Here is a 12468-nt window from a genome sequence, read left to right on the forward strand (position 1 = left end):
ACACTGTTTTTTCGATGAAATGCACAGTTGGGATCATCATCATTTCAAATAAATAAGAATATTCTTACAGCTTATTAAATTTTGCCCATTTTTTCGAGAACAAAAAGAATGATAATGGGTATGGCCAGCAAGAAAACCATTAGCGTTTCAGTGACCAAAAGACTGGGCATGAAGATGAGCGTCATGGCATAACCCCCTATGGCACCCCCAAAATGTGCCGTGTGCCCAATGTTTCCCAGTCGACTTTTCATACCGTAAATAGAGTAAAGGAGGTAGGCGATTCCCAGAACATAGGCCGGCAACGGTATTGGAATGAACATAATGCCCAATTGCATGTCTGGCTGCAGCAAAATGGCCGCATACAGCACACCGGTCACGGCGCCACTTGCCCCCACGGCACTGTAATAGGGTTCATTTTTATGGAAGAACAGGGCCAAAAGACTGCCCGCCAACAAACTCACCGCATAAATGATCAAAAATTTGAGGGCCCCGAACCAAACAATGACCACATTGGCAAAAAAGAAAAGGGTGAACATATTGAAAAAGAGATGGGCAATATCGACATGAAGAAAGCCTGAAGTGATGGCACGTTCTCGCTGACCGCCCTGAATGGCAGCGATGTTGAACTTATACCGCTCAAAAAACGCTTGATCGTTAAACCCTCTTAACGTTACCAAAATGTTGACGATAATGATGCCAACGGTTGCCAAGTGCAAATCGTACATGGGCGATAATTTTTGGGATCAAATATAGCTATATTTGTACACACTATTTTTGTATGCAGTTCATCGTTTTTGTTATTGCCTACCCCCTGCTCTGGTTGGTTTCACGGCTTCCTTTTCGACTTCTCTACGGCCTCTCGAACATTGTATATCAGTTGGTCTACCATGTGTTTGGCTACCGCAAGAAAGTAGTGCGTAAAAACTTGCGATTGGTATTTCCCGATAAATCAGAAAATGAGATCATCACCATAGAGAAAGCCTTTTATCGCCATATGTGTGATATGTTTTTGGAAATGGTCAAGACCTTGGGCATTTCGAACGAGCAGTTACAGAAACGTTTCACCTTCACCAATCTAGAGGTACTGCATGGGTTGGAGAACAAGAATAAGAGCATCATGTTACTATTTCCACACTACGGTAGTTGGGAATGGGTCATTGCCCTTGATGCGCACATCAAATCAAAAGGCTATGCCATCTATCAAAAAATCAACAACAGATATTTTGATAAATTGATTCGAGATATCAGGGAAAAATTTGGTACCACCCTTATTTCTACCAAAGAGACCAAAGAAATTGTCGCCAAGAACCGTCGTGAGGGCAGGTTGAGCATGTACGGCATCTTGAGCGACCAATCGCCCATGGTCAGCAAGGCCCAATATTGGGCCCCCTTCATGGATATTGTGGTGCCAGTACATGTGGGTGCAGAGGGACTTTGCAAAAATCTCGATCTGCCCGCGGTTTACCTAAAGGTCAGAAAATTGAAAAGGGGACATTACGAAGGATCGTTCAAGGTATTGGCTGAAAACCCCAAAGAATTTGTGAACTATCAAATCACCGATGCCTTTTTACGGGAAGTTGAAAAATCGATTCGGGAAGCCCCACAATATTATTTCTGGACCCATAAACGGTGGAAACACCGCGGTAAAGCACCTAAGGAGACCTAGCGGCATATGATATGACAATGCAAACGATGACATGCCATCATGTGAGGTTTGAAATTATGGCAAGGGCATTACCCCTTGATTTCAATTGCAAGGGAATGTCATCTTGATCTTGTTGCCACCAACACACCCGACAGCACTTGTGATAATTGATTATGAGGGTATTGCCGATGTAGGTTTCTAAACTTTTAATCGTAAAAAGACTGTTAAAACAGTTCGACTTAGTTTACTTTTTTTGTAATTTGTTGGGAAAATTGCTACCGATGATGTTACAACGTTTTTCGCTTCATTTTCTTGTTGCCCTTATTTTTTCGACCTCCATTTTTGCACAACTACCTAGAGAAAAGGTATATCTCCATTTCAATAAAAACTCATATCATGTTGGGGAAACCGTGCAGTTTAGCACCTATTTGATAGATGCCGTTACGCAAATGCCAGAAACCCCGAGCAATGTGGTATATGTCGATTTGATCGCCCCAAATGACAGCATTCTGTCATCTACGACACTGTTGGTGGATCGCCCCGGGGCCAGTGGAAGTTTTCTCTTGCCCAAAGATACGACAGTACCGGGCCACTATAGTGTTCGTGCCTATACCCACTACATGCGCAATTTTGATGCTTCGCTATTTTACCAGAAAGATATTCAAGTCAAGCATCCTGATAAGTCGCATATTTCTTCTGTTGATGATTTACAGGTGACCTTTCAACCAGAAAGTGGCGAGCTGTTGGCCAACCATCTCAACCGGGTCGGTGTTCGGGTGCTCGATGCCCATGGCGACCCCATAGCGGTTTCAGGTGAGATCTATGATACATCGGGCAACCAGGTGACCACTTTTACCACGTATTTTCACGGCACCGGCATCATACAGTTCATACCGGAAATAGGAAAACAATATAGGGCGGTCTTGAACCTTCAAGAAGGCAGGCAGACCTATGAATTGCCCTTGGTGAGGGTAGAGGGCTTTTTGATGCAATTGAATGAGTGGCCCGACCACTATCGTATATCGTTAAGATCGAACTCATCACAAAAACTGAACGGATATACCTTGTCGGCGTATCAACGCAGTGGCATGGCCTATCGTGCAAAACTTCTACAAAACAACGATGGGATATTGGTGAAAATACCAAAAGACGCTTTTGAAACAGGGCCTATTCAATGGCTGTTCGCCGATGAAAAAGGGCAAGTTTTGGCAAGTAGGGCGAATTTTCATGGCAACATCAATGACAGTCAGGGCATTTACCTTGATGCTTTTCGAAAAGGCGACGATGCGCAACTCTCCATAAAGGCCGATAGAATACAAAAGGGCCATTATTCGCTTTCAATTAGGGAAAGTACCCATGTTCAAAGGGGTTGGCAAGGAATCTTCCCTTATCTGCAATTGCAGTCTGATTATCGTGAAGCGGAAAATATATTATCGCATTTTCCCCATTATTCAAATCCAAACTGGAAACGCGATTTAAACTATTTGATGTTGTCATTGGATGCCCAGAAGCTGGTATACCATATTTCGTCTATGTCTGACCGAGGCAATATTCAGATTACCTATCAGCCTGAAAAAGGGCTGTCGCTCTATGGTACCGTATTTGGGCCTGATGGCCAAGGCGTAGTGGCCCAGGTATCTTTGGCCTATAAAAATGAAAATGAAGTAGGCCAAATAACCGAACAGACCGATGCTTCGGGCCGTTTCGTGTTTAGAGATTGTGATTTTGTAGGTTTGACAGATGTCGTGCTTACCGCCAAAAGTTTGAATGGCGATATCAAATCGTCAGAATTACGGTTGCAAACAGAGCCTTACGCTTTACCTGAAATTTCTAATTTAACCCCGGTAAAAGCGAAAAAAGTCAACACCCTGGGCAGTGCAAGTGCCACTTATGTCACCAGAAAAACAGCCTACGATTCAAACATCTCGGAATATGACGAAACCAAAGAGCTTCAAGAGGTGACCGTGACCGGCCAAAAACTTATGAGCAGTGAAGAAAGAATCAAAAGAATTGAAATGGCAAAGAGAAAACGGCGAATGCTCTATAAGACCCCTACCCGTCATCTTGATTTTGCCGAGACGACCATCAACCCCAATGAAAATATATTGCAGGCTTTGGTCGCAAGGGTTCCCGGTATTCAGAGCAAACTTGGTGACAGTGGTATCACCTTGGTCATCAGGGGCAATAACTCCTTTAATGGCGATAGCGACCCCTTGGTCTTGTTGAACAACACCCCTGTAAGCATGAGTGCCATTTCACAGATTCTTCCTGAAGAAGTAGATTTCATCGATGTTCTCATCGGCCCCAAAGCAGCCATCTATGGTGCACGGGCTGGTAATGGAATAGTTGCGGTATATACCAAAACCGGCCCTTCAAGATCGAAGAAATCGTATGAAGTCACCAACACCATAAATTTTGTACATCCGGGCTTTATTACTTCCACTGAAGATGTTGTCATTGAGCATACTGCTACCGAAATTCCCTATTGGGATCCAAATCTGAGAATCCCCTCTAAGGCAAAGGTTGATATCCCTCTTGAGAACTTGAATAAGTCCAAGACCTATAGGGCATCTTTAATAGGGATTTCTTCAAATGGGCAAATCGTTGAAAAGGATGTTCTTTTCAAGATCTAATAAACCGCTGGCTGTTTCAATTGCTTAGCGTAAGGAAATATTAGATCCCTGCAATTTCCTTTATTTCCCCGATAATCCTGTCTGCAAGGGTATCGGCTTCTGCTTGGCTCTTGGCTTCTGTATATATGCGTATAATGGGTTCGGTGTTTGACTTTCTCAAATGGACCCAGTTTTCAGGAAAATCGATTTTGACCCCATCAATTGTCGATACCTCTTCATTTTGATATTTTTTGTGCATGGCATCCAACAGGGCATCCACATTCAAATCGGGTGTCAATTGTATTTTCTTTTTGCTCATGAAATAAGCCGGATAACTTGTCCTGAGCCCAGATACGGTTCCTCCCCTTTCTGCCATCAACATCAAGAACAAGGCGGTACCGACCAAGGCATCACGGCCATAATGGCTTTCAGGATAGATGATGCCACCATTGCCCTCACCTCCGATGATGGCATTGTTGGCCTTCATTTTGATCACCACGTTCACCTCGCCCACCGCAGCGGCTTCATAGGTGCCCCCATGCTTTTCGGTTACATCGCGCAAAGCACGGGATGAAGATAGGTTTGAAACGGTATTGCCCTTGGTCTTGCCCAACACATAATCGGCACAGGCCACCAAGGTATATTCTTCACCGAACATCTCACCATCTTCGCTGATAAAGGCGAGACGGTCAACATCGGGATCCACCACAATACCAAAATCGGCTTTCTCCTCCACTACCCTTTTACAGATGTCGCCCAAATGCTCTTTTAAAGGTTCGGGATTATGGGGAAAATGTCCCGTTGGTTCACAATAGAGTTCGACTACTTCAACACCCAATGCTCTCAACAATCTTGGAATGGCTATTCCTCCGGTCGAGTTCACCCCGTCAACCACAACTTTGAACTTTCTTTTCCTAATGATCGCTGCATCTACCAATCGCAAGTCCAAAACTTGTTCAATATGTCTATCGATAAAGGTTTCATTTTTGGTGATGGTACCCAAATCATCTACCTGGGCAAAATCAAAATCTTCTTTCTCGGCAAGATCCAAAATCTTGGCACCTTCCACTGCATCCAAAAATTCGCCTTTTTCGTTCAACAGTTTCAGGGCATTCCACTGCTTCGGATTATGACTGGCGGTCATAATGATGCCACCATCGGCGTTCTTTAAGGGCACGGCAATCTCTACCGTCGGCGTGGTAGAAAGTCCCAAGTCAACCACGTCTATTCCTAGTCCAACCAAAGTAGAAACCACCAAATTCTGGATCATCTCACCTGATAAACGGGCATCACGCCCTATGACAACGGTCAAATTTTCCTTTTTCGAATAGTCTTTAAGCCATGTACCATAGGCAGCGGCAAACTTTACGGCATCTATGGGAGTCAGGTTGTCTCCGGTGCTTCCGCCAATGGTTCCGCGAATACCTGAAATCGATTTGATGAGTGTCATACAAAAATTTTGTGCAAATATATGAGGATGGATGGGATTGCATGTTTCGAATTTGTAAATTCAGACCATCAATACTTGTTAAAATGAAATCATCGTTTACACTCAGGGTACTTTGTGCATTGCTTTTCTCTTTAACATTGAACGGGTTCGGTCAAGAACAAGATCCCGACAATCTTTACATAAAATACAGCCACGCCTATAAGGCCTTGAATGCAGATTCGTTGGCAGATTGCTATGTAGAAGGTGCTGTTCTATTGAGCCTATATGACGGTAGCGATCCGATTTCAATAAAGGGTTACGAAAAAATCAAGGCCTATTTTGATTCCTTTTTTCAACAATTTAGGGATAATGGGCACCAACTTGACCTCTCTTTCAAAATAACCGACCGACAAAAAATTGGGGAAACGGTGTATGATAATGGCTACTATAAATTATCGATTTTGTCTGAGGGCAACCCGGTACATATCGGGTACGGTAAACTATCGGCGTTGATCGTAATGGACGATGTCAATTGGAAGTTCAGCATAGATGCCAATACCAATACCGACGAAGCCGAGTTCGCCAAGGTAGACGCTGTTTCAATTCCACAGTCAAACCGATAGATGAACTTTTTGGCCCACATCTATCTTTCATTCGATGACCCTGAAATTACATTGGGTAATTTTTTTGCCGATCAGGTAAGGGGCAACAAGTACAAAGAATACCCCGAAAAAGTACAAAAGGGCATTTTGCTTCACCGTGCCATTGATACGTTTACCGATGCACACCCTATTCCAAGAAAAAGCAGCAAGCGTTTGCACGCCAACTATAGCCATTATAGCCGGGTCATCGTTGACATCTTCTATGACCATTTCTTGGCCAAAAATTGGTCAGATTACTCTGCCATACCGCTCAAAAGGTATACTGAAGATTTTTATGACCTATTGGAAGACAACTATAAATTGCTACCGTTGGGTACCCAACGGATGCTGCCTTATATGATCGCTGACAACTGGCTCTATAACTATGCTGGGCTAGAAGGGATTGCCAGGGTATTGAACGGAATGAACCGCCGAACACAGAACCGCTCAAAGATGAACTTTGCCATTGTCGAGCTTAAGGCGCATTACCATGATTTTGAAGAAGAGTTTACAGCCTTTTTCACGGAATTGATTACCTTTTCGAAACAAAAATTCATATCCTTATGCGAAGACTGATACTTCTGCTGCCCCTACTTTTTTTATTATCAAATTGTAGACAGCAGCCCGCTCCGCCTACCGGACTGGTCACTGAAAGGGCAATGGTAGTTTCGGCTCGCGAAGAAGCATCAAAGATCGGGGTGGCCATCATGCGGAAAGGCGGCAATGCCTTTGATGCCATGGTGGCTACCGAATTGGCTTTGGCGGTGGCTTACCCATTTGCGGGAAACCTAGGTGGCGGGGGTTTTATGGTCTATCGAAAAAACAACGGTGATGTCGGCGGGCTGGACTATCGAGAAAAAGCACCCCTAAGTGCGCATAAAGATGTATATCTCGATTCATTGGGAAACGTTATACCCGATATGAGCACCGTGGGCGCAACCGCTGTTGGTGTGCCGGGTACTGTGGCCGGAGTTTTTGAAGTACATGAAAAATTTGGCTCCCTCCCTATTGAAGCTATTATGAAACCGGTCATTGCTCTTGCCGAACGCGGTGTAGTGGTGACCGAAAAGCAGGCCAAACGTATCGAAAGCTATCGTGAGCGCTTTATTGATGTCAATGGTGATAGCACCAAGTTTGCCCAAGGTTTTCAGCCCGGTGATACCATAAAATATGCAGAACTGGCCCTAACGCTGCAAAAGATAATGGCCAACGGCAAAGATGGTTTTTATAAAGGGGAAGTGGCCCAAAAATTGTCGGGTTTCATTCAAGAACGAGGTGGATTTATCACCGAAGAAGATTTGGCAAAATATGAGGCCAAATGGCGGCAACCCATTATTTTCAAGTATAAAGACCTGCGCATTATTTCTATGTGTCCGCCAAGTAGTGGCGGGGTGACCATCAACCAAATGTTCAAAATGATGGAACCCTACGACATTGGTGATTATGGTCATAATTCTACCAAGGCCATTCAACTGTTCACCGAAACTGCCCGTAGGGCCTATGCAGACCGCAATTTCTTTTTGGGCGATCCTGATTTTGTGGAAATTCCGCTAGATGTGCTATTGAGCGATGAATACCTGCAGGTTCGTATGCAAGATTTCTCTTTTGAAAAAGCCACCCCTTCCTCTGTGGTGGCCCATGGTCAAGTCGAAATTTTAGAGCATGCCGAAACCACCCACTATTCGATCGTCGACACAGAGGGCAATGCCATTTCGGCCACTACTACCTTGAACGGCGGGTTTGGTTCAAAGCTCTATGTGCCTGAATTGGGTTTCTTTTTGAACAACGAGATGGACGATTTCAGCTCCAAACCCGGTGTACCCAATATGTTTGGCCTTATCGGTGCAGAAGCGAACAGTATTGCCCCTGAGAAACGGATGCTCAGTAGCATGACGCCTACCATTGTTGAGAGGGAGGGGAAGCTCTATATGGTCGTGGGTACCCCTGGTGGCTCAACCATCATCACGGCGGTAGCCCAGACGATTTTGAATGTACACGAATTCAACTTAAGTATGCAAGATGCGGTAAATGCGCCCCGTTTTCACCATCAATGGATGCCCGACCGTATCAAATTTGAAGAAGAGGGATTTTCAGAAGAGCTGAAAACCGAATTGAGATCAAAAGGATACCAGATACAGGAAGGTCGCTCCCCTATCATCGGCAAGGTAGATGCCATTCGGGTGCTATCAGATGGAAGATTGGAAGGTGGTGCCGATAGGCGCGGTGATGACAAAGCGGTGGGATTCTGATGAAAAAAGCCATAAAACTTATTGGAATCATTTTGGGATCACTGCTTTTGGGATCACTCATTTTGCTATGGATAAAACATGAACCGCTGCCCAAAGCCCATACGGGCGCAGATGCAGATGCACTGGCCAAAAAAATGCTCAGTGCCCTGAACTACGAAGCGTACCAAAACACCCGGTTTTTGGAGTGGTCATACCGTGGTGGTCGAAACCAGTATATATGGGACAAACGGGCGGGAACGGTAAATGTGGAGTGGAAAGATTATAAGGTCGAATTAGATTTGGTACATCTAAATCAAAGCAGAGCGCTAAAAAGCGGAGAGCCCCTTACCGGTGAAAAAGAAGAGAAAATAATTCAAAAGGCGGTAACTAGTTTCAACAACGATTCTTTTTGGTTGGTGGCACCTTATAAACTGTTTGACAAGGGTACCATAAGAAGCATTGTCAAATTGGACAATGGTTCAAAAGGTTTGTTGGTGACCTATACTTCTGGAGGTTCAACACCCGGTGATAGCTATCTTTGGTTGCTTGATGAAAATGGTTTCCCAAATGCTTATAAAATGTGGGTAGATATTATTCCTGTCGGTGGACTCAAAGCTTCATGGGATGATTGGATAGTCACCGAAAGTGGAGCCTTTTTGCCCAAATCACATAAGCTTGGCCCAATGGTCTTGAGTATGGGAAATGTCAAAGCATATAATTGAAATTATGGAAATATTGGTAATAGGTGGGCACGGTACCATAGGCAAACGTGTGGTGAAAATCTTAATGGAAAAGGCCAAGGTCATCATCGGTGGGCGTACACAAGGAGACGTCGTTGTCGATATGGCCGATAGTACGTCCATCAAAAACATGTTTGAAGAAATCGGTATGGTTGATGCAGTTGTCTGCATAGCTGGTGAAGCAAAATGGGGTCATTTCGAAGACCTAACGGAAGAAGACTATTACATCGGGCTAAAAAGCAAATTAATGGGGCAAGTGAATGTGGTGCGCGTGGGGCAGCAATATGTAAAAGAGGGCGGTTCGTTTACCCTGACCACGGGTATTTTGGCCGATGACCCAGTGGTCAGAACAGCCAGTGCGGCCATGGTCAATGGGGGTATCCATAGTTTTGTGAAGGCGGCATCCCTCGAACTAAAAAAAGGGCATCGCCTTAATGCGGTGACGGCGGGTATGGTCGAGGATGCCTATGAAAAGTATAAGGACTATTTTCCGGGGCATAACCCAATTCCCATGAAAAAAGTGGTCAATGGCTACATTCGAAGCATCTTTGGAAAAGGCAATGGGGAAATCATTCGCATTTATGATTGAACATGATCATCATCACTGCCATTGAAATTCGCCATTTTTAAAAGACCAGTCATTACCAAAAAAGCCGGCACATTTTACGGCATCGGTACCGTATTGCATCGTGCCACTACTAAAGAGCAGTAAATCGGGAAAGGTAGTACCGTTCAATAAATAATGGTTTGGGTAAATGGCTTTCATGCCTTCTTTTCCGGTTGCCGAGACCACACCGACGCTCGCGTTATCGCTATCAGGTCTGGGAACGATAAAATAAAGCCCCCATTGTTTGCCCTGCACTTCCCTACCACCAAGCATGGCCTTGCCATTGCCCACTTGAACCGGAGCGTTCTTCAAAAGCTTTTTCCAAGCCGCATTATTAGTACTGTTGCCATAGATCACAACGTTTCGATCACTATACTCTTTTGGGTTAAAATCTTTATCGGGCACTAGTTCAACAGACCCATTGGCACGGTAATAGAAGGCTTCTGCGTCAGACAATGCTTTGTTGTAATACCATCTGTTTTCTGTTTGGTCGCCTTGTGTGGCATAAACGAAAACCACATTATTGTTGAATGCATCCTTGAAACCACCATTTCTGTGTGGACCTTTTTCCTTTAAGGAAGGTTTTTCAGAGAATTGCCATGAACCGTTATTCTTCTTGAAAAAGATTTCACCTTTTTTGGGTATGGCAAAAGACACCCCATCCAAGACCAAGGTATCATTTTCTTTGGCGATTTGGTCAACCTTTATGGCCATGGTCTCTACATTTTCGGTGTTGATCGAAAGGCCTTCCTCTGTTGAAAAATCTACGGTACTAATTTCAAGAGGTCTTTGTTGTTGGTAAACTGAGACGAACCGAGATTTGGCAGAAACACCTGGGGAGGCCGTATAAAATTCCATTTTGTCGATCAAAGAATCGTGCTTGATCGTGCGTTGTTTGAACATATCAAATATTGGGGGCCAATCCATGCTATGGTCACCATACCAATGTGTTCCTCCCGGATACTCGTAATAAGTGAAGTCATTGTGAAACTTTCCGAGCTCTTCACGCATTTCACGGGCAATGAAGGTCGGCACCACATTGTCTTTTTCGCCATGTAGTATGTAAACGCCCTGCTGCAGGTAATTACGTCTCAGTTTCATGGTGCGGCTCGGATTGCCAGCTCTTTTGATCATATGGTCCATATCGGTCAATTGGGGCTTCTCTGCCATTTTCTTGAGTGTTTCTTCCGTGATCCCCCACTTTTTCAGTTGCTCCGGACTGGCCTTTAGGGCCCTTTTTACAAAGCTGTCCCTATAACCCAAAAGATCGGGATACCCTGCGCATGGTGCAATGGCCGCAAACTTGTCTGGATAGGTGGCCCCGAGGTACCAGGTTCCGTGCCCTCCCATCGAATGTCCTGTCAGGTAAATTTTGGTGGGATCGGGATCATAGATTCGCTTTCCTTCGGCAAGTACTTCCAACGCATCTAAACGGCCCCAGTCTTCCCAGGCAAATCCGAAAGGTCTTCGATTCGTAGGGGCCACGACATGGCCCCAATCTTTTTGCTTGTAGGCATTGGCCTGGTTAACCGCTTCGACAGATGCCCCGTGTACTGACAGAAACAAGGCCCCGTTTTTCAAATCTTTTACAGAAGAGGGAGCCACACTAAAATACTGTACACTGCCATCTATTTTGCTGATGAAAGTGCGCTTATGTTTGCCATACTTCGATTTTATATCGATATCGATTTCTTGTGAGTCCATTACGACGTCCCTGCTGTTTTGCAGTTCGAGCCCCAATTGCGATTTTCCCAACTTTGAATCTTTCCAGACCACCGGAATGTCAAACGGTACCTTACGGACACTCATGGGGGGCAATGTCAATACTTTTGAAACGAGGTCTTTACCAGCATGGTAAGCCCGAATCTTATAATTTCTTATCCAATTTTCAGAAGCGTTGACGACCCGTACGGCCCCTTTGTAAGCAATGCTTTCCTCTATCAAAAGATCGGGTAGGGTCATGTCTCTTTTTGTGAAGATAATGGGAGCCCTAGGTGTGATCAATCGGGCGCGGATACGGGGAAACCTACCTCCTTTGAGCACAAATATATTGGTGCCCCTTTTCAATTTGATGGGAATCAAACTATAGCCAAAATCATAATGGTCGCCCTCATGTGGAAGACCATTTATAAGGACCTTTGTATGGCCCGACGCTTCAAAAAGCACCACTTTTTCGTCGTCAGATCGATACGTCAGGTACATATAGCCCCCTCTTAGCGCCGGGGTTTCGAATGTACTCTTGTCATTTACCTGAACGCTTGTCCACTTTTGTGGATTACCGGAAGGATCGATGTAGGCCACCTCACCTTCTGAAACCGTTTTATGTGTCATCAAAAAATCTTTAAAGACGACATCGGTCGGAAAAGAAACTGAATTTAAAGATGATGTCCCCGTTGACAGTACAAGTCCTTTTTTGAAGGTAAATGCCACTTTGCCCTCTTGAACATCATTGATTTTTTCCTTGCCGAAATATTCAACAATATTTTGTGCGGGCAGTGCCGTACAAAAGAAGACAATGATCAAGAAACTGGACCACCTACCGAAACTATGTTTTTGCATCATTCAA

At 44.6% G+C, this 12468-nt stretch carries 10 protein-coding genes; 7 read left to right on the forward strand and 3 right to left on the reverse strand.

The window, feature by feature from the left end:
• Positions 1 to 74 precede the first annotated feature (74 nt).
• Positions 75 to 725 carry a rhomboid family intramembrane serine protease gene (locus L0P89_RS15950; protein ID WP_235266111.1) on the reverse strand — a complete coding sequence of 217 codons (651 nt, stop codon included), beginning with the start codon at positions 723 to 725 and terminating at the stop codon, positions 75 to 77.
• A 53-nt stretch (positions 726 to 778) separates the two neighbouring features.
• On the opposite strand from L0P89_RS15950, the gene L0P89_RS15955 reads away from it, so the two are divergent.
• Positions 779 to 1666, forward strand: a complete 888-nt coding sequence (locus tag L0P89_RS15955) for a lysophospholipid acyltransferase family protein (RefSeq protein WP_235266112.1) — start codon at positions 779 to 781, stop codon at positions 1664 to 1666.
• 260 nt (positions 1667 to 1926) lie between these two features.
• Entirely contained in the window at positions 1927 to 4278 is a 2352-nt protein-coding gene (locus tag L0P89_RS15960; RefSeq protein ID WP_235266113.1) for a carboxypeptidase-like regulatory domain-containing protein, read from the forward strand.
• A 40-nt stretch (positions 4279 to 4318) separates the two neighbouring features.
• On the opposite strand, the gene glmM is transcribed toward L0P89_RS15960, so the two are convergent.
• Positions 4319 to 5707 carry a phosphoglucosamine mutase gene (gene glmM, locus L0P89_RS15965; protein WP_235266114.1) on the reverse strand — a complete coding sequence of 463 codons (1389 nt, stop codon included), beginning with the start codon at positions 5705 to 5707 and terminating at the stop codon, positions 4319 to 4321.
• A gap of 83 nt (positions 5708 to 5790) precedes the next feature.
• Between glmM and L0P89_RS15970 the strand changes: the two genes are divergently transcribed.
• The 5 genes from L0P89_RS15970 to L0P89_RS15990 are packed head-to-tail and all read left to right on the forward strand — an operon-like array spanning position 5791 to position 9884.
• Positions 5791 to 6309 (forward strand): hypothetical protein, encoded by a 519-nt coding sequence (locus L0P89_RS15970; protein ID WP_235266115.1) that lies wholly within the window; start codon positions 5791 to 5793, stop codon positions 6307 to 6309.
• Positions 6310 to 6903 carry an ACP phosphodiesterase gene (locus L0P89_RS15975; RefSeq protein ID WP_235266116.1) on the forward strand — a complete coding sequence of 198 codons (594 nt, stop codon included), beginning with the start codon at positions 6310 to 6312 and terminating at the stop codon, positions 6901 to 6903. It begins immediately after the preceding gene.
• Positions 6891 to 8576 carry a gamma-glutamyltransferase gene (gene ggt, locus L0P89_RS15980; protein WP_235266117.1) on the forward strand — a complete coding sequence of 562 codons (1686 nt, stop codon included), beginning with the start codon at positions 6891 to 6893 and terminating at the stop codon, positions 8574 to 8576. The genes L0P89_RS15975 and ggt overlap by 13 nt, the downstream gene beginning before the upstream one ends.
• Complete coding sequence (locus L0P89_RS15985; protein WP_235266118.1) at positions 8576 to 9277, forward strand: hypothetical protein; 702 nt, start codon at positions 8576 to 8578, stop codon at positions 9275 to 9277. Before ggt ends, L0P89_RS15985 begins: the two co-directional genes overlap by 1 nt.
• A 4-nt stretch (positions 9278 to 9281) precedes the next feature.
• The gene (locus L0P89_RS15990; RefSeq protein WP_235266119.1) at positions 9282 to 9884 is read left to right on the forward strand and encodes a short chain dehydrogenase; all 603 of its coding nucleotides are present in this window, start codon (positions 9282 to 9284) and stop codon (positions 9882 to 9884) included.
• Between the two features lie 12 nt (positions 9885 to 9896).
• On the opposite strand, the gene L0P89_RS15995 is transcribed toward L0P89_RS15990, so the two are convergent.
• Positions 9897 to 12464 (reverse strand): alpha/beta fold hydrolase, encoded by a 2568-nt coding sequence (locus tag L0P89_RS15995; protein ID WP_235266120.1) that lies wholly within the window; start codon positions 12462 to 12464, stop codon positions 9897 to 9899.
• Between the last annotated feature and the right edge of the window lie 4 nt (positions 12465 to 12468).

The sequence above is a fragment of the Muricauda sp. SCSIO 65647 genome (assembly GCF_021534965.1).
Taxonomy (GTDB): Bacteria; Bacteroidota; Bacteroidia; order Flavobacteriales; family Flavobacteriaceae; genus Flagellimonas_A.

Coding starts and splice junctions, on each gene's coding strand:
- L0P89_RS15950 (WP_235266111.1), bottom strand. CDS start 725: ATGTACGATTTGCACTTGGCAACCGTTGGCATCATTATCGTCAACATT.
- L0P89_RS15955 (WP_235266112.1), top strand. CDS start 779: ATGCAGTTCATCGTTTTTGTTATTGCCTACCCCCTGCTCTGGTTGGTT.
- L0P89_RS15960 (WP_235266113.1), top strand. CDS start 1,927: ATGATGTTACAACGTTTTTCGCTTCATTTTCTTGTTGCCCTTATTTTT.
- glmM (WP_235266114.1), bottom strand. CDS start 5,707: ATGACACTCATCAAATCGATTTCAGGTATTCGCGGAACCATTGGCGGA.
- L0P89_RS15970 (WP_235266115.1), top strand. CDS start 5,791: ATGAAATCATCGTTTACACTCAGGGTACTTTGTGCATTGCTTTTCTCT.
- L0P89_RS15975 (WP_235266116.1), top strand. CDS start 6,310: ATGAACTTTTTGGCCCACATCTATCTTTCATTCGATGACCCTGAAATT.
- ggt (WP_235266117.1), top strand. CDS start 6,891: ATGCGAAGACTGATACTTCTGCTGCCCCTACTTTTTTTATTATCAAAT.
- L0P89_RS15985 (WP_235266118.1), top strand. CDS start 8,576: ATGAAAAAAGCCATAAAACTTATTGGAATCATTTTGGGATCACTGCTT.
- L0P89_RS15990 (WP_235266119.1), top strand. CDS start 9,282: ATGGAAATATTGGTAATAGGTGGGCACGGTACCATAGGCAAACGTGTG.
- L0P89_RS15995 (WP_235266120.1), bottom strand. CDS start 12,464: ATGATGCAAAAACATAGTTTCGGTAGGTGGTCCAGTTTCTTGATCATT.